This window comes from Paraburkholderia sp. RAU2J, from assembly GCF_003634845.1.
Classification (GTDB): domain Bacteria; phylum Pseudomonadota; class Gammaproteobacteria; order Burkholderiales; family Burkholderiaceae; genus Paraburkholderia; species Paraburkholderia fynbosensis.
Window position 1 is genome coordinate 392,839 of sequence record NZ_RBXG01000001.1, and the last position, 25,734, is coordinate 418,572.

The following is a 25,734-nucleotide window of genomic DNA, read 5'->3' on the forward strand; positions in this document are numbered from 1 at the left end:
TGCCGGGTAACTGCTGGAAAGGATGCGCGCGCCTGCTAGTCAATGACTCAGGCGTTGCGCTGTTCGAATTCCTTCATGTATTCGACAAGCGCTTTGACGCCTTCGAGCGGGACGGCGTTATAAATCGACGCCCGCATGCCGCCGACGGACTTGTGGCCCTTTAGCTGCACCATTCCCCGCGCTTTCGCGCCGGCCAGGAAATCTTCGTTGCGCGACTCGTCGGCGAGGAAGAACGGTACGTTCATCCGCGAGCGCGAGCCTCGCTCGACCTTGTTCAAATAGAAGCCGCTCGAGTCGATTGCGTCGTACAGCAGCTTCGACTTCTCGAGATTGCGCGCTTCCATCGCGGCAAGGCCGCCCTGCTTCTTCAACCACTTGAACACCAGCCCGGCGACGTAGATCGCGTAGGTGGGCGGCGTGTTGTACATCGAATTGTTCTCGGCGACGGTCTTCCACTCGAAGGCCGATGGGCAGATTGCCTGCGCACGATCCAGCATGTCCTCGCGCACGATCACCACCGTCACGCCGGCCATGCCGATGTTCTTCTGCGCGCCGCCAAACAGCACGCCGTATTTGGCGATGTCCATCGGACGCGACAGGATGTGCGACGACGCGTCCGCGACGAGCGGAATATCGCCGAGATCGGGAATCTCAAAAGTTTCGACACCGTGGATGGTTTCGTTCGTGCACAGATGCACGTATGCCGGATCGTCCGACAACTGCCACTCCGAGCGCGCCGGTGCGCGTGTAAAGCCGTCCGCCGTCTGCCCGGAAGCGGCCAGATGCACGGTGCCGTACTTCGGCGCTTCCTTGAAGGACTTCTGCGACCACGAACCGGTGATGACGAAATCCGCGCGCGGCTTCGCGCCCATCAGGTTCATCGGCACGATGGCGTTCTCGCCCAGACCACCGCCCTGCAGGAACAGGATGCGATGGCTTGCCGGCACCGCGAGCAACTCGCGCAGGTCGGTGAGCGCTTCCTCGTGGATCGACATGAATTCTTTGCCGCGATGGCTCATTTCCATCACGCTCATGCCACTGCCTTGCCAATCGAGCATCTCGTCGGCAGCCTGGCGCAGCACTTCTTCGGGCATGGCCGCCGGGCCGGCTGAGAAATTAAAGACGCGCATCGTGAAGTCCTGGAAGCGGGCGCGAAAAAAGAAAGATCGCGCGAAAATCGGCGAAGGTGGCAACCGGTAGGCAGCCACAGTGAAGCGGGCCAAGCGAATTCGACGGCTTGGGTTCGCTTGGCGAGAACGGGCCAAAGCGAATGCCATAACGAATCCGCCGGGATTCTGCGCCAAAAAAGAAAATGGCCGTCTGCGCGTGTGCGCAAACGGCCATTATCGCATTGTCAACGCGAACCCGCCAAACCCGGCGCGCCGTACAAGCTACGAGGCGCGCTCACCAGGCGGCGGGTCGCGCGACTTCAGCGCAGCCTTTCGACCTGGAATTACTTGGCCGGCTTGACCGAAGCGACTTCCTTGTCAGCCTGGTCACGCGTCGCCTTGATCGATTGCGGCATGTACTTTTGCATCAGACCGTTCACGACGTCGCGGCCAACCTGGTCTTGCACCTGGATGAACTTGCGGCCGGTGGCGCTCTTGTAGAACGCCGTCAGGTCCTTGATTTCCGACGTGCTGTAGTACTTCGCGTAGGCGTCGTACTGAGCTTGCATTGCGTCCTGACGGAAGCTGTCGGTTGCGAACACTTGACCCGCGCCGTCAACCAACTTCGGCACGGCGTTCTTTTGCAGCGACGGCACAGCAGCCTGCTTCTGCTTGTCCGACATCGTCTTGTTTTCGCTCAGCGCGTCCGACAGGATAGCCGGAACCAGTTGCTTCGCTTGCATCTGCGCGCTGTTGCCGATCGCGCCGACCAGCTTCTGTGCGTCGATTGCGTCCAGCAGGTCCTTGATGGCAGCCTGCTTGGCCGGGTCAACCGGTGCTGCGGCAGCAGCCGGGGCCGCCGGGGCCTGGCTTTGCAGTGCTTGAGCCATAGCGAAGGTCGGCACGAGGGCAGCCAGCAACATCAGTTGTTTGAATCGTTTTTGCATCATTACTCCCTGAGAGAAATTAACTTGAACTGCGCGCTGCGCGGGATACGTATCGATCCGACACGCCATCATTCCCGGCGCAGCTTAGCTTTCAACCATTAACCGAGACTGAAATCGGCCGACGCGAATCAGGCTGCGCCACCGTCTTCACTGCCGTTGCCACCTTCGGCAGGACCTTCGGCGTCGCCTTCCACGTCACCCTCCGTTTCCGCCTCAGCAACCTGTTGCAGACCGGAAAGTTTGGTCCCTTCGTCGAGGCTGATGAGTGTAACACCTTGGGTTGCACGTCCCATTTCGCGGATTTCCGACACGCGCGTGCGAATCAGCACACCCGTATTGGTTATCAGCATGATCTGCGCTTCCTGATCCACCAGCGTTGCGGCGACGACCTTGCCGTTGCGCTCCGACGTCTGGATCGCGATCATGCCCTTCGTGCCGCGCCCGTGCCGCGTGTACTCGATGATCGGCGTGCGCTTGCCGAAGCCGTTTTCGGTAGCGGTGAGCACCGACTGCTGCTCGTCGCCGGCGACCAGCAACGCGATTACGCTCTGTCCGTCTTCGAGCTGCATGCCGCGCACGCCCCGCGCCTCGCGACCCATCGGACGCACATCGTTCTCGTCGAAGCGAACCGCCTTGCCCGAATCCGAGAACAGCATCACGTCGTGTTGACCGTCCGTAATCGCTGCGCCGATCAGGTAATCGCCGTCATCCAGACCGACGGCAATAATACCCTTGCGCAACACGCGGCCAAAGGCTTCCAGCGGCGTCTTCTTGACGGTTCCTAACGCGGTGCCCATAAAGACGAATTTGTCAGCCGAAAATTCCTTGACCGGCAAGACAACCGTAATCTTTTCGCCTTCCTGAAGCGGGAAGATATTGATGATCGGACGGCCTCGCGAATTCCGCGAACCCTGCGGAACTTCGTAGACCTTCACGCTGTAGACACGTCCGCGATTCGAGAAGCACAGAATGTGATCGTGCGTGTTCGCGATGAACAGCGTGTCGATCCAGTCGTCTTCTTTCATCGCCGTGGCCTGTTTGCCGCGACCGCCCCGCTTCTGCGCGCTGTACTCGGACAGCGGCTGCGATTTCACGTAGCCCGCATGCGACATGGTCACGACCATTTCCTGCGGCGTGATCAGATCTTCGGTGTTCAGCTCGGTGGCGTTCAGCTCGATCTTCGAGCGGCGCGCGTCGCCGAATTCGGCTTTGATCGACGCGAGTTCGTCGACGATGATCGCCGTAATGCGTTCCGGGCGAGCCAGAATGTCCAGCAAGTCGGCGATCTGCGCCATCACTTCGCGGTACTCGCCGATGATCTTGTCCTGCTCCAGACCGGTCAGGCGCTGCAGACGCATCTGCAGAATTTCCTGAGCCTGGGTGTCGGACAACCGGTAGAGGCCGTCGGATTGCATACCGAACGACGGGTTCAACCCGTCCGGACGGTAGGCTTCACGACCGCCGGCCGACGCGTTTTCCGTCTCGGCGCGCGACAACATCTCGCGCACCAGCGACGAATCCCACGGACGCCCCATCAATTCCTGCTTGGCGATCGGCGGAGTCGGCGCGGCCTTGATGAGCGCGATGAACTCGTCGATGTTGGCGAGCGCGACCGCGAGGCCTTCGAGCACGTGACCGCGTTCGCGGGCCTTGCGCAGTTCGTATACAGTGCGCCGCGTCAGCACTTCCCGGCGATGCGACAGGAAGCACGACAGCATTTCCTTCAGGTTGAGCAGCTTCGGCTGGCCGTCGACCAGCGCGACCATGTTCATGCCGAAGGTGTCCTGAAGCTGCGTGGCCTTATACAGATTGTTGAGCACCACTTCCGGCACTTCGCCGCGCTTCAACTCGATCACGACACGCATGCCGCTCTTGTCGGACTCGTCGCGGATGTCGGAAATGCCTTCGAGCTTCTTCTCGTTGACCAGCTCGGCGATGCGCTCAAGCAGCGAGCGCTTGTTGACCTGGTACGGCAGCTCGTCAACGATGATCGCCATGCGCTGGCCGCGATCGATTTCCTCGAAGTGCGTGAGCGCGCGCATCACCACGCGGCCGCGGCCCGTGCGATAGCCGTCGCGCACGCCGGCCACGCCGTAAATGATGCCGGCGGTCGGGAAGTCGGGCGCAGGAATGATCTCGATCAGTTCGTCGATCGTCGCTTGCGGATTCTTCAGCAGATGCTGGCAGGCGTCGACGACCTCGTTGAGGTTGTGCGGCGGAATGTTGGTCGCCATGCCGACCGCGATACCGGACGAGCCATTGATCAGCAGATTGGGAATGCGCGCGGGCAGGATGGCCGGCTCGTTTTCGCTGCCGTCGTAGTTCGGCGTGAAGTCGACCGTTTCCTTGTCGATGTCGGCCAGCAGTTCGTGACCGATCTTCGCCATACGGATTTCGGTGTAGCGCATCGCCGCGGCGTTGTCGCCGTCGACGGAACCGAAGTTGCCCTGGCCGTCCACCAGCATGTAGCGCAGCGAGAAACTCTGCGCCATCCGGACGATGGTGTCGTATACAGCCGTGTCGCCGTGCGGGTGGTATTTACCGATGACGTCGCCGACGATACGCGCCGACTTCTTGTACGCGCGGTTCCAGTCGTTGTTCAGTTCGTGCATCGCGTACAGCACGCGCCGGTGCACCGGCTTCAGGCCATCGCGAACATCGGGAAGCGCACGCCCTACGATCACGCTCATCGCGTAATCGAGATACGAACGGCGCATTTCCTCCTCTAGGGAGATTGGCAGAGTCTCTTTGGCGAATTGATCCATTATCCGTATCTTTTACATGCCAAGGCAACGGATCAACCCCGCGCCTTCGCGTAAGCATTGCAGGCGCAACGCATCACGCGATTCTAACATGCCGTGAATCCGCCTCCGCCGAGGGTACGTATACCTACTAGCAGGAGTTCCGCGAGGCGCTCGCGGGGACTCCGTTTTCGTGCCGGCCAGGCGCGATTCGTGCGTGGGGCAATCCGCCGCTCAGCCATGACTGGCGGCCCCTCCAGGCGATTGCTTCTGTTGCGCATGCACCACAATTAAACGGGGATTTGATCGGGCGCGGATTTTTTTATCGTCGGAAGGGAACGATATGGCAAAATGCCAACGCACAAAGAGTTAGACACTGCTCGAAGTCTACACACCAGGTTTTTTGTTCCGCACCAATGTTATACTTCGAGCAATGTATGACTTGTCTTCGTCAACAGGCTCGCAGTAAACCTGCGGTAATCTCAATTTCGAGAGGAGAAATATGAATAAACTTTCAAAGCTCGCGTTCATTGCAGCTACCGCAGTTATGGCTGCATCCGCCGTGGCGCAGTCGGTGCCGGCGTCGCGACAAGCTACGAACGACAACTGGGTGAATGGTACCGGCGAATACGTGTGGATGAACGGCACGAACGAGCTTTGCTGGCGCGATGCATTCTGGACGCCGGCAACGGCCAACGCCAAGTGCGACGGCGCCCTGGTTGCCCAGGCTCCGACCCCGCCGGCACCGGTCGCACCCGCACCGGTTATCTCTAGCGAAAAGATTACGTATCAAGCTGACGCGCTGTTCGACTTCGACAAGGCAATTCTGAAGCCGGCTGGCAAGGAAAAGCTGGGCGAACTCGCATCGAAGATTCAAGGCATCAACCTGGAAGTCGTCGTCGCAACGGGTCACACGGATCGTATCGGTACGGACAAGTACAACGACCGTCTGTCGATGCGCCGTGCTCAAGCTGTGAAGGCATTCCTGGTCAGCAAGGGCGTCGAAGCCAACCGTATCTATACGGAAGGCAAGGGCCGCCGCAACCCGGTCACGACCGGTTGCAACCAGAAGAACCGCAAGCAACTCATCGCCTGCCTCGCACCGGATCGTCGCGTGGAAGTCGAAGTTGTGGGCACGCCGAAGCAGTAAGCTTCAGGTTGCCGCAGTATCAAAGCCCCGCTTCGGCGGGGCTTTTTTTATGCATGGCCCGGTCGCGCAATGCGGGTCGCGCCGCCCTGTGGCAGACGCGAGCGGCGCCCATCAAGCCGCGCGGCCACCTGTCGAGGCGACGCCACGCGCCGTCCTTTTGCCGCCCTGTCCCTCGACCTATATACTCAGGGTTTATCCTCGAGCGCCCGCTCACCGCTCTCATCGAGGCAGCTTTCGCCATGACCAACGCCGATCCCCACGAACTACAGAAATTCAGCGACCTCGCGCACCGGTGGTGGGACCCGAATGCCGAATTCAAGCCGCTACACGAACTCAACCCCATTCGCCTGAACTGGATCGACGCCCACGCGCATCTCGCGGGTAAGAACGTGCTGGATATCGGCTGCGGCGGCGGGATTCTCTCCGAATCGATGGCCGGTCTCGGCGCGCACGTGAAGGGCATCGACCTGTCGACCCAAGCGCTCGGCGTCGCCGATCTTCACAGCCTTGAAAGCGGCGTAACCGTTAATTACGAAGAAATCGCCGCGGAAGCGCTCGCCGCCCGCGAACCGGGAACGTACGACGTGGTCACCTGCATGGAAATGCTCGAACACGTGCCCGTGCCCGGTGCGATCGTCGAGGCCTGCAAGACGCTGGTGAAGCCCGGCGGCTGGGTGTTCTTTTCCACGTTGAACCGCAACGTGAAGTCGTATCTGTTCGCGGTGATCGGCGCCGAATACATCGCGCGGATGCTGCCCAAGGGCACGCACGACTACGCGCGCTTCATCCGTCCGTCGGAATTGGCGAGCTTCGTGCGCGCCGCCGGCCTGCGCACGGCCGACATCAAAGGCATCGTCTACAACCCGCTCAGCAAGCATTTCACGCTGTCCGCCGACACGAGCGTGAACTACCTGCTCGCCTGCCGCCGCGACGCCTGATCCGCCCCGACATGCCCAACCCAATCCGACAATGAGCGACCCTACTCCCCTGCCCCAACGAGAAGACAACGACGACGCGCTCGGTCTTTGCCAGGCTGTGCTGTTCGACCTCGATGGCACGATGGCCGACACGGCGCCCGATCTCGCGGCCGCCGTCAACAAGATGCGCCACGATCGCGGCCTCGAGATGGTGCCGCTCGAAGACCTGCGTCCGCTGGCATCGGCGGGGGCGCGCGGGCTGATCGGCGGCGCGTTCGGCATCGGCCCGGACGATCACGAGTTCGCGTCGATGCGCGAAGAGTTTCTCGCCAACTACGAAGCGGACTTGTGCATCGAGACGACGCTCTTTCCCGGCATCCCCGAACTGCTCGACGATCTCGATGCGCGCGGCGTGCGCTGGGGCATCGTCACGAACAAGGTGGCGCGGCTGACCGAGCCGCTGGTCGCGCAGCTTGGCCTCGAAGAGCGCGCGGGCTGCGTGGTGAGCGGCGACACGACTGCGCATTCGAAGCCGCACCCGGCGCCTTTGCTGCACGCCGCACGGGAACTGGACGTGGCGCCGGAGCGCATCGTCTATGTGGGCGACGACCTGCGCGACGTGCAGGCCGGTTTCGCGGCGGGCATGAAGACCGTGGCAGCCGCGTACGGCTACTGCGGCAAGGATATTCCACCGACGCAGTGGCATGCACAGCATGTCGTCCAATCGCCGGGTGAACTGCAGAAGCTGCTGCGCGATATCGCCTGAAGCACCACGGTGGCCGCTATGCCAATGAGTCAGGACGCGGCCGTCAAACTACTGTAAAATCTACGTCTGGCTCAGAAATCTTGAGCAACGAACCGCGGGGGCGACCTGGTTTCGACAGGGGTTGCGAAGCGGCTAGGGCATGTCGAGGACCCGTCACCTCGTTAATCAATGGGAAAAACGTAACTGCAAACGACGATACGTTCGCACTGGCAGCCTAAGGGCCGCCGTCCTCTGCCTAGTTCACTGACGGGCTAGTGTCGCAAGACCGGTAGCAATACCGACAGAGGTCATATACGTCAGTTAAGCCTTGGCGGCGTCACGACGTCAGGGTCGAAAATCTAGTGAATCGCCTTAGTGCAGCGTGTTCGTCCGCGTCACTGGGGTTAAATCAAATGACAGAACTAAACATGTAGAACTGGTCGTAGAGTGCTTCTGGACGCGGGTTCGATTCCCGCCGCCTCCACCAAACACCGCGCAAGCAATAGCGTTGTATGAAAAACCCCGTTAGCCGCAGGCTCCCGGGGTTTTTTTGTTTCCGCCACTGCAGCCGGCATTCGCCAGCATTTCGGCCTGGCCCCAGCCGCGCGCGTCAAGGAGTCGCCGCAAGCGGTTTCCGCTGCGCGACGCGCAAGGCTTCGAACGGCGTCATCACTGGCGGCCCGTCGATCGGCCTGGTCGGCGGCATGCTTTCAGGCGCAACGCTTCGATCCGTTTTTTCCACGAGGGCGCGATCCGTCTCGAGCGCCCTGCCCCCGTCCGCGCCAACCAGCAAACCATTCACCCGCGCTACCTCGTCCAGGTCCAGCGCCGCCGTCGCGGCCTTGAGCTGCAGCAATGCAACAAGCGCCATGTAGCGCGCCCGGATCAGATCCCGGCGATTCGCGTAAAACGAATCCGCCGCGCGCAACACGTCGGTGCTCGTCCTGCTGCCCACCTTGTAGCCCACCTGCGTCGCGAGTAACGCGGCGTGTGAAGTCTGCGCGAGACGCGTCAGCGCATCGACCCGCGTGACGCCGTCGTGAAAGCGTGACCAGTTTTCCCGCGCCGTCGCGCCAGCCAGCCGGGTTGCGCCGACCAGTTCGTCCTGCGCCTTGTCCTGAAGCGCCAGCGTCTCGTCGATGATCGCGTCCGTCCCGCCGCCCTCGAAAATCGGAATCGTCACCGACAGCATTGCCGTCGTGGTCGTCGTCGGACGGGAGTAGCCGGAGGCGGCGCCTGCCGGCGTATGGCTCGCCGTCAGGTTCACGACCGGCAGATTTCTCGCCCGCGCCTTCTCGACGTCGAATTGCGCGATGCGCCGGTCGATCTGCTTCAACTGCACGAGATAGTCGTGTGCTTCAGCCTGCGCGATCCAGCTGGCCTCGTTGTCGGGACTCAGGCGCGGCATCGACACGGTATCCGGCAGCCGCGACAACCCCGCGAACGGCTGCCCCGTGATCTGTTCGAGCGAGAGCCGCCGCAGTTGCAAATCGCTGCGGGCATCCAGTTGCTGCACCTGCGCCTGCTCGCGCGCCGCCTCGGCCTCCTGCAAGTCGATCACGGTCGCCTCGCCCGCCGCCTGCCGGCGATGCAGCTGAACCATGTGTTGTTCGAGCGCGGCCGTGTAGTCGTCGGCGCGGGCCAGTTCGTCTTCGGCGGCGAGTTCGTCGAAGTACGCGCGTACTGCCTGCAGAATGGCCGCCTGCTGCGCGCGCGCCGCATCGACCACCCCGCGCGCGCCGATCAGGTCGGCCTGCCGGTAAGCCGTCCAGCGGCCCCAGTCGAAGACCGGTTGCGACAGCTCGACAGTCCAGCCGTTCTGCCAGTAGCTGTCGCGTGGGAAACCCTCGATCGCTGTGCGGTTGTAGGCGCGCCCCCAGCCGCCCGACAGTTGCGGCAACAATGCCGCGCGGGCTTTGGGCAGCGCCTCGCGCGCGGCCCGGGAACCCGCGCGCGATGCGGCCAGGTCCGCGTCGTGGTCGGCGGCCTGAGCGGCGACGCTGAGCAGGTCGGCTGCCGCCGCGGTACTCGTCTGCGCGGCGCAGGCAAGCACGATCAGCAGGCCCGATGCGTTGCGCTTATTCATCGGCCAACGCCTCGGCGCGCGCCTCGCACACCAGCTCGCCTTCGACCAGCCGGTAGCGCGTGTCGAACGCCGCCGCGAGCGACATGTCGTGCGTAATCACGACGACCGTGCGTTCGATACGCTGCAGCAACGCCACGATCTGCCGCACCGACGCGGGATCGAGATTCGACGTCGGCTCGTCGAGCAGCAACAGTTCGCGCTGCTGGTACAGCGCACGCGCGAGCAGCAGGCGCTGCCGCTGCCCGGCGGAAATATTGGCGATCGTGTCGCTGATCACCGTGCGCGTGCGCATCGGCAAGCGCATCACGTCGCGCAGCAGCCCGACGTCGTCGAGCAGCGCGTGGACGCGCGCTTCGTCCACGTTGCCCGCGAACAGTGTCACGTTGTCCGCAATCGAGCCGTGCAGGATCAGATCGCCCTGCCGCATATGCACGGCGTGACGGCGGATTTCGTCGACGGCGAGATTCGGCCAGGCGATGCCGTTCAGCATGATCTCGCCATCCTGAAGCGGTTCGGCCGCCGCGAGCAGCTTGAACAGCGTGGACTTGCCGCTGCCCGACGCACCGGTGATCACGATCTTGTCGCCCTTGCGTATCACGATGTTCGCGTTCTTGAGCACGGGCTGATCCGACGCGCCGTAGCGGAACGTCACGTTGCGCACGTCGATGCGCTCGAAAGCACGCACTTCGACGCTCTTGTGCACCTCGCCCGGCGGCGTGTAGCGCTCCGCGTCACCGTCCACGATGTCGCCGACCCGCGCGACCGGAACGCTCAGCATGAAGTACGCGAAGGCCGCGTTGATCGAGTTCGCAAAGCGCTCCGATAGCAGCGACTTGTAGATCAGAAACGAATAGAACACGCCCACCGAAATCGCGCCGCCGAGCATCAGGCGCGCGGCGAACCACGTGATCGCGATCATGTCCGCGTAGTTGACGAGCTTCAGGATCGCATCGCGCGCGCTGCCGAGACGGCTGTTCTGCACGAGCGCTGCAAAATAGGCGCGGTACTTCGCCATGAAGATCGCCGTACGCCGCGTCTCCCCCTGCGACAGCTTGATCAACGACGCGCCGCGTATCGTCTCGATCAGCATGTCGTCGCAGCGCGCCGATTCTTCGAGCACGAGTGCGTGCGTATCGCGCATGCGCGTGAACAGCGCAAAGGAGACCGCCACGTAGAGCACGAAAATCAACAGCGCAATCGCGGTCAGCTGCGGGCTCTGCACCAGCATCAGGAGCAGCGCGAGCAAACCGACCACGAGATCGATGCCAAGCGAAATCGCGGTGCGTGTGGCGTAGATGCTGATCTCGTCCTGCGCCTTCACGCGCGCGAACAGATCGCCGACATGGCGCTTCTCGAAGTACGGAATCGGATTGCTCAACAGCTTCGCGAGCAAACCCTCGATCATGTTCATCTGCACGAGGCCGTGCAACAGTTCGACGAGGTAGGTCTGGATGTACTGGCTCAGCGCGCCGACGATGAAAATGCCGGAGAACGTCAGCACCAGCACGTTGAGCAGATTCAGGTTGTCGGCGGCGACCACGTCGTCGAGCACGAGATTGCCGAGGTACGGCATCGCGAGAATCGCGAACTGGCTGCCGAGCGCAATGAACATCACCTTGACGATCTGCGCGCCGAGTTGTGGATTCAGCGCGCGCACCCGCGCGAGCGCCGCCGGCACCCGCGACTTGTTGCGCACACGCGGCATGGCTGGCGTCGGCGCACATTCGAGCAGGAAGCCCGACACATTGGCGACGAACGTGTCCATCGAAATACGGCGCCGGCCGGTGGCCGGATCGATCACCTGCACGTAGCCGCGCCCGTACTTTTCGAACACGACGAAATGGGCGCCGCCGAAATGCATGATCGAACCGCGCTTCACGCTCGCCAGATCGCCGCTGCCGAAGCGGTACGCCTGCACCGCAAGCCCGTATTCGACCGCGACGTCGTACAGGTCCATCATCGTCAAACCATTGGCAGAGATCGGCCTGAACGCCTGCAGCTCGCGCACTTCGGTCGAGCGGCCGAAGTGCGACAGCACCATGGCCAGACAGGCGTAACCGCATTCGGCGACTTCGTTCTGATAGATCGCGCGCATCGTCAACCTCGCAGCACACGGAACAGCGGCGCGAGCACCCATTCGGCGATGGTGCGGCGCTCGATCACGATGCTCGCCGTCGCCGCCATGCCCGGCAGAATGTCGAAGCGTTGCCGCTCGAAGTGGAACGTGTCGCCGCCCAGCGTGGCCCACGCCATGTAGTCTCCGTCGGGACTGCCCGGCTCGGATGCGGCTGCCGGCGACATCGCCGAGCGCACGGTGGTGCGGGAGATCGAATCGATCCGCGCGGGGTAGCTGCCGAATTTCGCGTATGGAAACGCATCGAACTTAAGGCGCACGATCTGCCCTTCGCGCACGAAACCGCGCCGTCGCGACGGAATGCGCAGCGCGGCGCGCAACGCGCCCTTCTCGCCGGTCGAGATCACGAGCGCGACGTCGTCGGGTGCGAGAGTGCGTCCCGGCACGAGACCCGAGTAGGTCACCACGCCGGCTTTCGGTGCGGAGATCGTCGCGTCCTGGCGGGTCTGTTCGAAGCGCATGCGAATGTCCTGCAACTCGCGTGCGTGGCGCGCGTCCAGTTCATTGAGTTGCGCGCCCAGGCCCGTTTGGGTACCGATCGCCGCGCCCAGATCCGCGTCGAGTTGCTGACGCCGCGCCGCGCTTTGTGCGAGCGCGACTTTCGCCTGATGGATGTCGGCACTCGCCTGCTCGATCCGGTCGGCGGTGATGTAGTCGGCCACCGACACTAGCCGCGTCAGCTTGCGGCCGGCTTCGTCGGCGAGCGCGCGGTTCTGCACCAGTTGTTCGTCGAGCGCGGAGATTTCCGCGCGGCGGCTTTGCGCGGTGAGCCGCGCGGCATTCAGTTGCGCGGCAAGATCGGCCCTGCGCTGAAGGTATTGCGCGTCGCTCGTGCGGAGCTGTTCGTCGCGGTCATGCTCGTCGAACGCTTTGCGTTGCAGGCCGTTGCTCGCGAGCGAGAGATCGCGGTCCAGACGAAACAGCGGCGCGCCCTGCGCGACGCGCGTCGAACGATTCACATAGATGTCCGACACGAGGCCGCTCAGCCCCTGAATCTTGATTTCGGACGGCGATACGATTTCCGCGCGCACGTCCTGCTTCAGTTCGACGTCGTAGACGAACGCGAACACGATGGCGACGCTCACGAGTGCGGAGGTCGCATACGCGATCCAGCGCCATGAGACATCCCTGAACTGGGGGAGATTGATGGGTTCCATAGCGTGATTGCTGCCCGGTGCCGGCCAGTGTTGTTATGAGTTGCGCCGCAGCGGCCCGTCTGGGCGAACGTCGTGCCACGCGGCCGCCGGGCTGGGCGCGGGTGTCTAGCGGACCGGCGCGAACGCGTACATCGACGGATGTCCTGATACGAGCCAGTCGGGATAGTTGTCGAGCGCCGCGCTTTCGATGTAACCGGCGAGCCATTGCGGAGCGTCAGGAGCGGCAAGCGGCAAAGCCTCGAACAGTTCGGCGCTGAACCGCCCTTGCCGGAAACGCAGATAAAACGGCAGCAGCATGGCATTGAACGGCGCGCCTAGCCGGAACACGCCGTTGTGAATGCGCGCGTTGCGACCGAAGATCGACACGCCGACCGTTTCCATCGGATAGCGGTGCAGCGCGAACGGCGGCACGTCGGCGAACAGTACCGCGACGCCGTTGCGCCTCAACGTCCTCGCGACGCGCAGGCCAAGGCCATTACGGTTATCGTCGCCATACGTGTACAGCACCGTCACGCTGGGGATGAGCGTCCGGTCGTCACCGTACATGTCGCGCGGCACGCCCGACACCACCGAAATCGATTCGAGCCCGAGCATTTCGCGCAATGCGTCGATCACATAAATGTTCGCGTATTGCGACACGTAGTGAAACGGCGACACGATGACAGGACGCCCCGGCACCTCGGCCTGCAATTGCCGGATTCGGGCGGCAAGCATCTTCGCCACGTGTTGCAGGTCCGGCCAGTCCTCGCGGCCGCGTAACAGACGGCCGTAATAGATCCGCTTGTCGATCAGGCTTTCACGCAAGCTGCCGGACGAAACCTGAGTTGCGCTGAACGGCGCCACCCCCGCCATCTCGCGCCCGATCTCGCAGCGCGAGATGCCGTTCCAGCGCACACGCGCGTCGACGAGGCTGTGAGCTTTCCATACGGCAGCGGCCAACGGTTCGATTACCGAAGGCGGCATATGAGCGATCAACCATCCTTGCAGCCGGCGCCTTGCGCGCGCGATTTCATTTCGCAGCGAAGTCATCCTGACCGGAGCGGCGCTCCACCACCCCATATTTCACTCCACGTTGACGCAAAGGGCCGGAGTGGTCGTACGACTACCACTCCGGCGCGTGAGACTTTTACGCCTTCACAACCTTACGCCTTGACAACGGGCGTCGGCGTGGTCGGCGTACTGGCAGAGCCCTTGCAGCAGCCGCCTGCAACAGCGGATTTAGCCAAGTCATTGCGATTGATCTTTTGCATTTCGATTACCTATCTAATGGTTAAAAAAATTAGCTCGCGAGATAAAACCCCGATTCATCGAGCGATGCAAATCCTAACATCGGAAATTCTTTATGAGTGGCTCTTTGCGTTTTTTTACACTTCCGGGGGTGTATTCAAAAACCACCGTTCGATTATCAAATTACAGGCACCTCCTCTCATCCACGCGCCATATACATGCATCGCGGCACGCTCCGGCGCCACGCATCGACGATCCTCTTCGTTGGGCGTCCTATTTTTATCCGCAGCCGGCTAAAAAACCTCATTGATTTATTCATTAACCAGACACGACAATAACGCAGCTACATTAAATACCGCCAGTAAACTGAATTATTTTTCATAAAAATGACAGGGAACCTTCCCAATTCAACAAGGAAAATTCACGGCCCATTTGCAATTCAAATAAACTTTATCGCCGCAATCACGGCCTTACGAAAAAGCCCCGCAACAATCGACCCGACACGGAATATCCAACCGCGCTCATCCGTTTATTGCTGGCAGGCACACCGACGGCCGGCCAGATTCCACGCGCTGCCTATACTCCAACCACACGCAGTCAACCACCTTGTCAACACAGGAGCCCGCATCATGCGCAAGACGATCCTTTTCCTCGCCCCGCTCGCGCTGGTCGCGCTGCAACAAAGCGCGTTCGCCGACCCGCCCAAGGTGAACAACGGCCGCTTCGTCAACGCGGACGGCATGACGCTCTATACGTTTGACAAAGACACCACGCCCGGCGTGAGCGCCTGCACCGGCGGCTGCATGAGCCACTGGCCCGCGGCAACGGCGGGCCCGACGGACAAACCGTCGGGCGACTGGACGCTGATCCCCGGTGCCGACGGCAAGAAGCAATGGGCGTACAAGGGCCATCCGCTGTATCGCTACGCGGAGGACAAGCAGGCGGGGGATGCGAAGGGGGAAGGCTTCAAGGACATGTGGCACACGGCCAAGCCCTGAGTGTGAGCAGCGGCCGACCGAACATCAGCCGTGAAACGGCGGCGCCGGGGCGAGCCCGGCGCCGCCATGCGGGCAACGTTATTCGTCTTTAGGGCACTGCAGATTGCAGCCGTTCGGATCGCCCATGTCGCCGCGCTTGCGCATGGCCGACTTTTTGCTGGACTGGTATTTGTCCGACGGCGCCGACGCGGCAAACGGCATTTGCGGATGTTCGGCAAGACGGAACTGGTCTTGCAGGATGCCGCCCGGCACGCCGGGTGAATTCTGTGCAAAGGCGACCGGGGCGGTAGCGAGCAGCACACTCGCCGTCGCGGCGGCGGCACATGCGTGGAGAAGAGCTTTCATATCGAGTTAGCGCGGCGTGGCGCGCGGTTAAGGCGGAAGCGGAAGTTGAGAGAGTAGCCGAAACGGCGGCGATCCGCAGCGCCGCAGGCAGCCCGAAGCTTACAGCCTCTTACGCCAGCGCATCGGGAAATCCGGCGAGACCGGCGGCAAGATCGACGAGCTTGCCGCAGCCGCGCGGATCGTAGCCGTCGAGATGCTCGACGTTATGTCGAAACGCGCTGCCACGCAACAGATCGATCACCGTGGCGAGCGGCGTGCGTTCGAGATTCGCGCGGTCGCACGCGAAGTAATAGTCCTCGTCGACGATCGGGATGAAGTCGAGCCCGAAGTGATGCGCCGCGGGCTCCACGCCGAAGCCCACATCCGCCATGCCGCTCGCGACGAACGCCGCGATCGCCGAATGCGTGAGTTCGGCCGACGCATAGCCATTGACCCCGTCCGGATCGATGCCGAGCTGGCGCAGGGCGAGATCGAGCAGGATGCGCGTGCCCGAACCGGGCTGACGATTGACGAAGCGAATGTCGTCGCGTGCGAGATCACGGAGTCCGTCGATCCGTTTCGGATTGCCCTTGCCGATGAACAGCCCCTGCTTGCGTCGCGTGAGATGCACGAGCACGTGACGCTGCGGATCGAGCCAGCGCCGGTACGTGTCGGCGCACGCCGCGCGGAACTCGCCGAGCGGCAGGTGAAAGCCCGCCAGATCGCACTCGCCGCGCGCGAGCGCGCTGACGGCGTCCACACCGTCGCGGTATTTGATGTCGACCGGCAGATCGCTCGCGACCAGCACCGTCACCAGCGTGGCCACCGCGTAGCCGTGCGACGCATGAATCCGCACGTCGTCGGCGAGCGGCGCGAGCCAGCGATTCAGGTCGCTCGCCACTTCGCTCGCGAGCGCCTGCATGTTGCCGTCGAGCCGCTCGCCGCACAGACGCTGCGCGCGCAGAACCGCCTGCCCGAGCTCTGATAGCACCGAGCCGCGGCCACGCTCCTTGGCGATCAACGGACCGCCCAGACGCTCTTCGATGCTGCGCAGCAAACCCCACGCGTGCCGGTAGGACAAACCCTTAAGCGTAGCCGCTTGCGCGATGCTGCCGGATTCGTCGACGAGCGCGAGCAGCGGCACCACGTCCGACAGGCTGGATTCGCGGCCGTCCGCACCCTTCACCACCAGCTGCGCCTGACATTCGATCCTGATCATATATGTTCAACTCTTTCCTATTGCGCGAGCCGATTTGCCCGCCTATCGTTCGGCTATACCCACACCACATTGAATAGACGAAGCATAAGTGCACGCTTTATGAATAACAAGTGCATATATGACCTTGGAGGAGCGCCCTTTGACCGATTCCCTCACTATCGTGCCGGATCAGCTCGTGCAGCGTCACGCGCGTCCGGGTATGTCGCTGCTTGCGGTGTTGCACGCGATTCAGGATGAACTCGGCTACGTGCCGCCCGGCGCGGTTGCGCCGCTCGCGCGTGCGCTGAACCTGTCGCGTGCCGAAGTGCACGGCGTCATCACCTACTACCACCACTTCCGCAGCGAGCCCGCCGCGCCGGTCACCGTGCAGCTGTGCCGCGCGGAAGCTTGCCGCAGCATGGGCACCGAAGCGCTCGCCCAGCACATCGAGGCGCACACCGGTTGCCGCTTCGACGCCGGCCATCAGCCTGGCGCGACGGTGGAACTGGAGTCGGTATATTGCCTCGGTCAATGCGCACTGTCGCCGGCAATGATGCTCAACGGCACATTGCACGCGAGGGTCACGCCGCAGAAATTCGACGCGCTCTTCGCCGCCGCCAGCAAATGCGTGGAGGTGCCGGCATGACGCGCATCTACGTTCCCCGCGATTCGTCGGCGCTCGCGCTCGGCGCCGATGCCGTGGCGCAGGCCATTGAAGCCGAAGCCGCGCGCCGCGGCATCGAGATCGAACTGGTGCGCAACGGTTCGCGCGGCCTGCTGTGGCTCGAACCGCTCGTGGAAGTCGCCACCGCCGAAGGCCGCATCGGCTATGCCAACATCGAAGCCGGCGACGTCGCCGCGCTGTTCGACGCCGGTTTCGTCGCAGGCGGCGAGCATGCGCGGCGCGTCGGCGTGGTCGACGAGATTCCCTATCTGAAGAAGCAGCAACGCCTGACCTTCGCGCGCATCGGCATCACCGACCCGCTCTCGATCGAGGATTACGTCGCGCACGGCGGCCTCGAAGGCCTGCGTCAGGCGTTGCGAACCGACGGCGACGCCGCCTGCGCCGCGCTGATCGAATCCGGCCTGCGGGGCCGCGGCGGCGCCGCGTTCCCGGCCGGCATCAAATGGCGCACGGTGCGCGGCGCGCAAGCGGCGCAAAAATACATCGTCTGCAATGCCGACGAAGGCGACTCGGGCACCTTCTCCGATCGCCTCGTGATGGAAAGCGATCCGTACATGCTGATCGAAGGCATGATCATCGCGGGCGTCGTGACCGGCGCGACGGTCGGCTACATCTACGTGCGCAGCGAATATCCGCATTCGATCGCGACGCTCGAAGCGGCCATCGCCCGCGCGCGCGCCGCCGGCTGGCTCGGCGACAGCGTGCTCGGCGAGAGCGCGCACCGCTTCGAACTGTTCGTCGCGAAAGGCGCCGGGTCGTACGTCTGCGGCGAGGAAACCGCGCTGCTCGAATCGCTCGAAGGCAAGCGCGGGATCGTGCGTGCGAAGCCGCCGGTGCCGGCGCTTTCGGGCCTGTTCGGCCAGCCGAGCGTAATCAACAACGTGATCACGCTCGCCACCGTGCCGATCATCTTCGCGCGCGGCGCGGCGTTCTACAAAGACTTCGGCATGGGCCGCTCGCGCGGCACGCTGCCGTTCCAGCTGGCCGGCAACATCAAGCAAGGCGGCCTCGTCGAACTCGCGTTCGGCGTGACGCTGCGCGAACTGCTCTACGGCTTCGGCGGCGGCACGGCCAGCGGCCGGCCGGCGCGTGCCGTGCAGGTGGGCGGCCCGCTCGGCACGTATCTACCCGAAAGCCAGTGGGACATTCCGATGGACTACGAGGCGTATGCGGCGGTCGGCGCGGTGGTCGGCCACGGCGGTCTCGTCGTGCACGACGACACGTCGAATCTCGCGGAGCTCGCGCAGTACGCGATGCACTTCTGCGCGATCGAATCGTGCGGCAAGTGCACGCCGTGCCGGATCGGCTCGACGCGCGGCGTCGAAGTGATCGGCCGGATTCGCAACGGCGACACGTCCACGCGCCAGGTGCAGTTGCTGCGCGATCTGTGCGACACGATGGTGTCCGGCTCGCTCTGCGCGATGGGCGGCATGACGCCGTTCCCGGTGCTGTCCGCGCTCGACCATTTCCCCGAAGACTTCGGTCTCGCCGATACAACTCACAGCGTGCCCAAGGCCGCGGCCTGACCCAGGAGCTCACCATGTCCGACATGCTCAACTCTCCCGCCGGCGGCTGCGGCTCAGGCAACTGCGCGTGCAAGTCGCAGGCGCAGCAACGCGCCACCCGCTCGTTCCTCGACGACACCGACTACGGCACCCCCGCGCGTCACGCCGACGTCGACGTCACGCTCGAAATTGACGGCCAGGCGATCACGGTGCCCGCCGGCACCTCGGTGATGCGCGCCGCCGCCGAAGCCGGCGTCAACGTGCCGAAGCTCTGCGCGACCGATTCGCTCGAACCGTTCGGCTCGTGCCGGCTGTGTCTCGTCGAAATCGAAGGCAAGCGCGGCTATCCCGCGTCGTGCACGACGCCGGTCGAAGCGGGCATGAAGGTCCGCACGCAAACGGAGCGTCTGCAGTCGCTGCGCCGCAACGTCATGGAGCTGTACATCTCCGACCACCCGCTCGACTGCCTCACCTGTCCCGCCAACGGCGATTGCGAGCTGCAGGACATGGCGGGGGTGACCGGCCTGCGCGAAGTGCGCTACGGTTTCGACGGCGCGAATCACCTGAAGGACAAGAAGGACGAGTCGAACCCGTACTTCACGTACGACCCGTCGAAGTGCATCGTCTGCAATCGCTGCGTGCGCGCATGCGAGGAAACCCAAGGCACGTTCGCGCTGACCATTGCCGCACGCGGCTTCGAATCGCGCGTGGCGGCCAGTGAGAACCAGCCGTTCATGGACTCGGAGTGCGTGTCGTGCGGCGCGTGCGTCGCCGCATGCCCGACTGCGACCTTGCAGGAAAAGTCCGTGATCATGCTCGGCCAGCCCGAGCATTCGGTCGTCACCACCTGCGCGTATTGCGGCGTCGGCTGCTCGTTCAAGGCGGAAATGAAGGGCAACCAGGTCGTGCGGATGGTGCCGCACAAGAACGGCCAGGCCAACGAAGGCCACGCTTGCGTGAAGGGCCGATTCGCGTGGGGCTACGCGACGCACAAGGACCGCATCACGAAGCCGATGATCCGTGCGAAGATCACCGACCCGTGGCGTGAAGTCAGCTGGGAGGAAGCGATCAGCTATGCCGCGTCCGAATTCCGCCGCATCCAGGAGAAGCACGGGCGCGATTCGATCGGCGGCATCACGTCGTCGCGCTGCACGAACGAGGAAACCTATCTCGTCCAGAAGCTCGTGCGCGCCGCGTTCGGCAACAACAACGTCGACACCTGCGCGCGCGTGTGCCACTCGCCGACCGGCTATGGCCTGAAGACGACGATCGGCGAATCGGCGGGCACGCAGACGTTCGCGTCGGTCGATAAAGCCGACGTCATCATGGTGATCGGCGCGAATCCGACCGACGGCCACCCGGTGTTCGCCTCGCGTCTGAAGCGCCGCGTGCGCGAGGGCGCGAAGCTGATCGTCGTCGATCCGCGGCGCATCGATATCGTCGATACGCCACACGTGAAGGCGTCGCATCATCTGCAATTGCGGCCGGGCACCAACGTGGCCGTCGTGAACGCGCTCGCGCATGTGATCGTCACTGAAGGTCTGCTGAACGAAGCGTTCATCGCCGAGCGTTGCGAAACCCGCGCGTTCGGGCAGTGGCGCGATTTCGTCGCGCTGCCGGAGAACGCGCCGGAAGCCACGGAGGCATTCACCGGCGTGCCCGCGCAGCAGGTGCGCGAAGCCGCGCGCATCTACGCGACGGGCGGCAATGCCGCGATCTACTACGGCCTCGGCGTCACCGAACACGCGCAAGGTTCGACGATGGTCATGGGCATCGCCAACCTCGCGATGGCAACGGGCAACATCGGCCGCGAAGGCGTGGGCGTGAATCCGCTGCGCGGCCAGAACAACGTGCAGGGTTCGTGCGACATGGGCTCGTTCCCGCACGAACTGCCGGGCTACCGCCATATCAGCGACACGGTCACGCGCACGCTGTTCGAAGATGCCTGGAACGTCACGCTGCAGCCGGAACCCGGCCTGCGCATTCCGAACATGTTCGACGCCGCCGTGCACGGCACCTTCAAGGGCCTCTACTGCCAGGGCGAAGACATCGTGCAGTCGGACCCGAACACACATCATGTGTCGGCGGCGCTGTCGTCGATGGAATGCATCGTCGTGCAGGACATCTTCCTCAACGAGACCGCCAAGTACGCGCACGTGCTGCTGCCCGGCTCGTCGTTCCTCGAAAAGGACGGCACCTTCACCAACGCGGAGCGCCGCATTTCGCGCGTGCGCAAGGTGATGCCGCCGCTCGCGGGTTACGCCGACTGGGAAGCGACGATCCTGCTCTCGCGCGCGCTCGGCTATGAAATGGACTACACGCACCCGTCGCAGATCATGGACGAGATCGCGCGTCTCACGCCGACTTTCCACGGCGTGTCGTATCAGAAGCTCGACGAACTCGGCAGCATCCAGTGGCCGTGCAACGAGAACGCGCCGGACGGCACGCCGACCATGCACGTCGATGCCTTCGTGCGCGGCAAGGGGCGCTTCGTGATCACGAAGTTCATCGCGTCGCCGGAAAAAGTCACGCGCAAGTTTCCGCTGCTGCTCACGACCGGCCGCATCCTGTCGCAGTACAACGTGGGCGCGCAAACGCGCCGCACCGAGAACTCTCGCTGGCACGACGAGGACCGGCTCGAAATCCATCCACAGGACGCCGAAGATCGCGGCATCAGGAACGACGACTGGGTCGGCATCGAATCGCGCGCGGGGCAGACCGTGTTGCGCGCGAAGGTGACCGAGCGCATGCAGCCGGGCGTGGTCTACACGACGTTCCACTTCCCCGAATCGGGCGCGAACGTGATCACCACCGATAGCTCGGACTGGGCGACCAACTGTCCGGAATACAAGGTGACCGCGGTGCAGGTGACGCCGGTCGAACAGCCGTCCCAATGGCAGCAGGACTACTCGCGCTTTAACAACGAGCAGCTCGATCTGCTCAGACAGCGCGAGCTGGCCAATACGACATCGGGTAAGTGAGGCGAGCGATGGACACTCAGAACCTGATCGACATGGCGAACCGGATCGGCGACTTCTTCGAGTCGATGCCGGACCACGAGGAAGCGCTCACCGGGGTCGCCGATCATATTCGCCGCTTCTGGGAGCCGCGCATGCGACGTGCGTTGCTGGCGGCGCTCGACGAGGCACCGGATGCGAACGGCATTGTGTTGTCGGACTTCGTCAGGGAGGCGCTCGTCAAGCATCGCGAGGAGTTGACGCCCGCGGCGGCTTCGACCGCTTAGGCGGTTCATGGCCGCTGCTCGGTGGATCGAGCAGCGGCTCGAACCACCGAGCAGCCGCCTCGATATGCAGAGAGCGGACGTGCCTCACGAGTTTGCGACGCGGCCAGCCTTTCGCTTCAGGCAGCGGCGAATTCACGAGTCAGTGTCTGCTCTCTCACGATTCACGCACAACTGGTCGCGCGGCGCTCTCCCTCTTCTTCCTGGCAAGACAGCGAAAACCAACCACGGCTCACCTCACAGCGCCGCCTGCTCCGGTATCTCGCCCCCTACCGCAAACCACGCTTCGCAATGGCGCAGCAGGCCGTGAAAATCCGAGCCGGTGCGTCCGCGCGCACTGATATAGCCATCCGGCCTCACCAGATAGAACGACGGCCGCGTGCGTCCATACGATTCGGACAACGCCGGCCCGCCGTCGCCGGTCGTATCGGTGATGCGCCAGATCCGCACCGCGCCCGGCAGCAGGCGCTCGACTTCGGCGGCGAGCCGCTCCAGTTCCGGGTCCGGCGGCGGCGCATGTTTGGCGGCCGGATCGAGCGGCGTATCGTCGACGGGCAGCGGCGGCACCAGCAGGAATAGCGAGAAGAACGCCGGATCATGCAGATCGAAAATGCAGCCGACACCCGGCGCGCGACCAAGCGGCCCATCGACCACATGCACCAGCGCATCGGGCGCGCGTTCGCCGGCGCGCGGGCCGCCGTCGAGCACCCGTTCGAGCGTGAGCGGACTGCGCCGGTACTGGATCGACAACTCGCTGATGGTCAGGCGCGCGGCATCGCGCAGCGGACCGAGCGCGGCGAGCACCGGCATCGCGCGTTCGCGCAGCAGCTTGAGCGGCCCGTGATCGGCCTCGGCCATCTGCGTGATGAAGCCGGTCTGCCGCAGCACGTCGCGCTCGATCGGATGCCGTTCGAGATGGTAGGTATCGAGCAGCCGGTCCGGCGCCGCGCCTTTGAGCACGCGCGCGAGCTTCCAGCCGAGATTGAACGCTTCCTGAATGCCGGTGTTCATGCCTTGCGCGCCGGCCGGGCTATGCACATGCGCGGCGTCGCCGGCGAGGAAGATGCGGCCGACGCGCAGCCGCTCCACCATCCGGCTGTTCAGATGGAAATACGAGGACCACGCGAGATCCGACACCTCGACGCGTTCACGCACGCGCCGCGCGATCAGCGCCTTGCATTGTTCGAGCGACGGCTCGGGCACGCGGTCGAGCGGCGGCTCGCCGAGTACCGCGGGTGTGGGGGGCGAGGCGAGCGCGGCCGGTTCGATCGCATGATCCGCGATCAGCCGATGCCGGCCGTGCCCCATCGGAAACAGCGCGACGAGGCCTTCGCCCGACGCAAAGATGTGGAACTCGTCATCGGGCCACGCGGTTTCGGCGTGCAGATCGGCGAGCAGGAAGGTCTGCTCGAAGGTCTTGCCCTCGAAGCTCAGACCCAGCCGATGACGGATCGCACTGTGCGCGCCGTCGGCGGCGATCATGTATGACGGGCGCAACGTTTCGGTGTGGCCGTCGGCACGACGCAGCGTCGCCTGCAGGCCTGCGGAGCCCTGCGAGAACATCGTCAGTTCGACGCCCCGTTCGATCGCCACGCCCAAGGTGGCGAGATGTTCAGTGAGCAGGCGCTCGGTCACGGACTGGTCGAGAAACAGCAGATACGGATAGCGCGTGTGCAGCGGATCGAAATCGAGTTGCGCGAGACGCATGCCGTTCGAAAAGAGATTGGCGATGCGCGCGCGATGACCGAGTTCGAGAAACGGTTCGACCAGCCGATGCTGCTCGAGCAGTTCGAGCGTGCGCGCCTGAATGCCGATGGCCCGCGAATATGGGTTCGGCTGCATCGCTTTGTCGATCAGACGCACGGGAATATGGGCACGCGCGAGACTCATCGCTGCGGCAAGTCCGGTGGGACCCGCCCCGACGATCAGCACCGGCGACGCGTCGTAGGCTGCAGCGTCCATGCGGCACTCCGGAGACAACAATGCGCTCTAGTGTACGCCGCCGATATAGAGGGCGGCAGTGCGCTGCGTCATTCGGCAGACCGTGGGAATGCGCACGGCGCTCTGTCGATGACGTTCCCGGAGCGGCTTATTGCACTGTCGCTCCGCATGACGTGAGTCCAGCCGCATCACCTCAGTTGCGCACTATCTGAATCAATGCGCATGCGGCGCGTGGTCCAGCGCGCAACGATGCTCGGTCGTGCCGAGGTCGACTTGCAGCGTGGCATGCTGCATCGAAAAACGCTCGCGCAACGCGCTGACGATGTGGTCGAGCGACTCGTCGCCGGGATGGCCCGCCGGCATCACCAGATGCGCGCTGAGCGCGTTGCCGGTGGTCGACAGCGCCCACACGTGCAGGTCGTGCACGTCGACCACGCCGGGTTGCGCGGCCAGATATTCGCGGATGCGTTGCGGATCGATGCCGGGCGGCACGGCGTCGAGCGCGAGGCGCAGCGAATCGCGCAACAGGCTCCACGTGCCCGCCACGACGACCGCGACCACGACGAGGCTCATCAGTGGATCGAGCCAGAGCCAGCGGGTATAGAGAATCACGAGGCCGCTCACCGCGACCGCCGCCGAAATGCCAGCATCGGCGGCCATGTGCAGGAAGGCGCCGCGAATGTTGAGGTCTTCCTTCTGGCCGCGCATGAAAAGCCACGCGGACACGCCGTTCACCACCACGCCCACGGTCGCGACGACGAACACCGCGAGCCCGGCCACCGGCGCGGGGTTCATCAGGCGCCCGATCGCCTCGGCGACGATCACGCCGCACGCGAACAGCAGCAACCCCGCGTTGACGAGCGAGGCGAGGATCGACGAACTGCCGTAGCCGAATGTATAGCGCACCGACGGACGGCGCGTGGCGAGCCAGGCGGCGCCCCATGCGAGCAGCAGGCCGAGGACGTCGGAGAGGTTGTGGCCCGCGTCGGCGAGCAGCGCGGTGGAATGCGCGAGCACGCCGTAGATCGCCTGGACTACGACGATCGCGATGTTCAGCGCGACGGCGATGGCGAAAGCACGGCCATGGCCTGCGGCGGGGATGTGGTGGTGATGGTGGTGGCCGGCGTGGGTGTGGTGGCCGTGGGTGTTGCTGGGCTGGCTGGGCTGGCTGGGGTCGCGGTGATCGTGGTCGCTGTGGCTGTCACCGCCATGGTCGTGACCACTATGCTCGTGACCGCCACGGGCGCTGCCGCTATCGCCGTGACCACTTCCATCGTGACCGCGGGGCGGATTGCCGCTTCGGACATCCCCGGCATGAGAGCCGTCCGCACCGCTTTCATCACGAAGTCCGTCCACCCCATCCCGCCGATGCGCACCGGCGACATGCGCAGGTCCACGCGCGTTCCGCTCCCGCGCGAGCCCTTCATCCCCGAGACCCACCGCATCCTTCTTCTTCATCACGCATCCAGAGAATTGTCACCGGGCAGGCGAAGCAACCCGGCCGGCCGCACACCGATCGCGTGCCGCACGCGCCGCGCCACTGGCCGGCGCAGACACACCCAGCACGAAAGCCGCGCAGGAACCCGTTGAACAATCCGCCACGGACATCTCGAATCGATGCATCGCAGC

The 25,734-nt window shown here is 63.9% G+C and carries 19 protein-coding genes and 1 other RNA gene; 9 read left to right on the top strand and 11 right to left on the bottom strand.

What is annotated here, in order from left to right:
* Positions 1 to 47 precede the first annotated feature (47 nt).
* From serC to gyrA, 3 genes are all read right to left on the bottom strand, one after another.
* Entirely contained in the window at positions 48 to 1,130 is a 1,083-nt protein-coding gene (gene serC, locus B0G69_RS01815; protein WP_121315389.1) for a 3-phosphoserine/phosphohydroxythreonine transaminase, read from the bottom strand.
* Between the two features lie 323 nt (positions 1,131 to 1,453).
* A complete protein-coding gene (locus B0G69_RS01820; protein WP_121315390.1) occupies positions 1,454 to 2,056 on the bottom strand; it encodes a DUF2059 domain-containing protein in 603 nt (200 codons plus the stop codon).
* 128 nt (positions 2,057 to 2,184) lie between these two features.
* A complete protein-coding gene (gene gyrA / locus B0G69_RS01825; protein WP_121315391.1) occupies positions 2,185 to 4,821 on the bottom strand; it encodes a DNA gyrase subunit A in 2,637 nt (878 codons plus the stop codon).
* 478 nt (positions 4,822 to 5,299) lie between these two features.
* Between gyrA and ompA the strand changes: the two genes are divergently transcribed.
* The 4 genes from ompA (at position 5,300) to ssrA (ending at position 8,096) form a co-directional block, all read left to right on the top strand.
* The gene (gene ompA / locus B0G69_RS01830) at positions 5,300 to 5,947 is read left to right on the top strand and encodes an outer membrane protein OmpA (RefSeq protein WP_121315392.1); all 648 of its coding nucleotides are present in this window, start codon (positions 5,300 to 5,302) and stop codon (positions 5,945 to 5,947) included.
* Between the two features lie 239 nt (positions 5,948 to 6,186).
* Entirely contained in the window at positions 6,187 to 6,885 is a 699-nt protein-coding gene (ubiG, locus tag B0G69_RS01835) for a bifunctional 2-polyprenyl-6-hydroxyphenol methylase/3-demethylubiquinol 3-O-methyltransferase UbiG (RefSeq protein WP_121315393.1), read from the top strand.
* Between the two features lie 31 nt (positions 6,886 to 6,916).
* Complete coding sequence (gph, locus tag B0G69_RS01840; protein ID WP_121315394.1) at positions 6,917 to 7,630, top strand: phosphoglycolate phosphatase; 714 nt, start codon at positions 6,917 to 6,919, stop codon at positions 7,628 to 7,630.
* A 96-nt stretch (positions 7,631 to 7,726) separates the two neighbouring features.
* Positions 7,727 to 8,096, top strand: a transfer-messenger RNA (tmRNA) gene (gene ssrA, locus B0G69_RS01845).
* Positions 8,097 to 8,219: 123 nt separating this feature from the next.
* Here the strand turns inward: ssrA and B0G69_RS01850 are convergent.
* The 4 genes from B0G69_RS01850 to B0G69_RS01865 all read right to left on the bottom strand — a co-directional run bounded on the left by B0G69_RS01850 (position 8,220) and on the right by B0G69_RS01865 (position 13,949).
* On the bottom strand, positions 8,220 to 9,695 hold the full coding sequence (locus B0G69_RS01850; protein ID WP_121315395.1) for a TolC family protein: 1,476 nt from the start codon (positions 9,693 to 9,695) through the stop codon (positions 8,220 to 8,222).
* Complete coding sequence (locus tag B0G69_RS01855; RefSeq protein WP_121315396.1) at positions 9,688 to 11,790, bottom strand: ABC transporter transmembrane domain-containing protein; 2,103 nt, start codon at positions 11,788 to 11,790, stop codon at positions 9,688 to 9,690. Before B0G69_RS01855 ends, B0G69_RS01850 begins: the two co-directional genes overlap by 8 nt.
* Positions 11,791 to 11,792: 2 nt before the next feature.
* Positions 11,793 to 12,986, bottom strand: coding sequence for an HlyD family efflux transporter periplasmic adaptor subunit (locus tag B0G69_RS01860; protein WP_121315397.1), 1,194 nt, complete (start codon positions 12,984 to 12,986; stop codon positions 11,793 to 11,795).
* Between the two features lie 105 nt (positions 12,987 to 13,091).
* Positions 13,092 to 13,949, bottom strand: a complete 858-nt coding sequence (locus tag B0G69_RS01865) for a hypothetical protein (RefSeq protein ID WP_241991255.1) — start codon at positions 13,947 to 13,949, stop codon at positions 13,092 to 13,094.
* An 893-nt stretch (positions 13,950 to 14,842) separates the two neighbouring features.
* Here B0G69_RS01865 and B0G69_RS01870 point away from each other — a divergent pair.
* On the top strand, positions 14,843 to 15,211 hold the full coding sequence (locus B0G69_RS01870) for a hypothetical protein (protein ID WP_121315399.1): 369 nt from the start codon (positions 14,843 to 14,845) through the stop codon (positions 15,209 to 15,211).
* Positions 15,212 to 15,289: 78 nt separating this feature from the next.
* Here the strand turns inward: B0G69_RS01870 and B0G69_RS01875 are convergent, their stop codons facing one another.
* On the bottom strand, positions 15,290 to 15,556 hold the full coding sequence (locus B0G69_RS01875; RefSeq protein WP_121315400.1) for a hypothetical protein: 267 nt from the start codon (positions 15,554 to 15,556) through the stop codon (positions 15,290 to 15,292).
* Positions 15,557 to 15,665: 109 nt separating this feature from the next.
* Positions 15,666 to 16,754, bottom strand: coding sequence for a substrate-binding domain-containing protein (locus B0G69_RS01880; RefSeq protein WP_121315401.1), 1,089 nt, complete (start codon positions 16,752 to 16,754; stop codon positions 15,666 to 15,668).
* Between the two features lie 118 nt (positions 16,755 to 16,872).
* Between B0G69_RS01880 and B0G69_RS01885 the strand changes: the two genes are divergently transcribed.
* The 4 genes from B0G69_RS01885 to B0G69_RS01900 are packed head-to-tail and all read left to right on the top strand — an operon-like array spanning position 16,873 to position 22,167.
* Complete coding sequence (locus B0G69_RS01885; RefSeq protein WP_121315402.1) at positions 16,873 to 17,379, top strand: NAD(P)H-dependent oxidoreductase subunit E; 507 nt, start codon at positions 16,873 to 16,875, stop codon at positions 17,377 to 17,379.
* Complete coding sequence (locus tag B0G69_RS01890) at positions 17,376 to 18,944, top strand: formate dehydrogenase beta subunit (protein WP_121315403.1); 1,569 nt, start codon at positions 17,376 to 17,378, stop codon at positions 18,942 to 18,944. Before B0G69_RS01885 ends, B0G69_RS01890 begins: the two co-directional genes overlap by 4 nt.
* Positions 18,945 to 18,958: 14 nt before the next feature.
* On the top strand, positions 18,959 to 21,904 hold the full coding sequence (gene fdhF, locus B0G69_RS01895; RefSeq protein ID WP_121315404.1) for a formate dehydrogenase subunit alpha: 2,946 nt from the start codon (positions 18,959 to 18,961) through the stop codon (positions 21,902 to 21,904).
* A gap of 8 nt (positions 21,905 to 21,912) precedes the next feature.
* The gene (locus B0G69_RS01900; RefSeq protein WP_121315405.1) at positions 21,913 to 22,167 is read left to right on the top strand and encodes a formate dehydrogenase subunit delta; all 255 of its coding nucleotides are present in this window, start codon (positions 21,913 to 21,915) and stop codon (positions 22,165 to 22,167) included.
* Positions 22,168 to 22,401: 234 nt separating this feature from the next.
* Here the strand turns inward: B0G69_RS01900 and B0G69_RS01905 are convergent, their stop codons facing one another.
* Together B0G69_RS01905 and B0G69_RS01910 are read right to left on the bottom strand one after the other, a co-directional pair.
* Complete coding sequence (locus B0G69_RS01905) at positions 22,402 to 24,126, bottom strand: FAD-dependent monooxygenase (protein ID WP_121315406.1); 1,725 nt, start codon at positions 24,124 to 24,126, stop codon at positions 22,402 to 22,404.
* 192 nt (positions 24,127 to 24,318) lie between these two features.
* The gene (locus tag B0G69_RS01910; RefSeq protein WP_241991345.1) at positions 24,319 to 25,461 is read right to left on the bottom strand and encodes a cation diffusion facilitator family transporter; all 1,143 of its coding nucleotides are present in this window, start codon (positions 25,459 to 25,461) and stop codon (positions 24,319 to 24,321) included.
* Between the last annotated feature and the right edge of the window lie 273 nt (positions 25,462 to 25,734).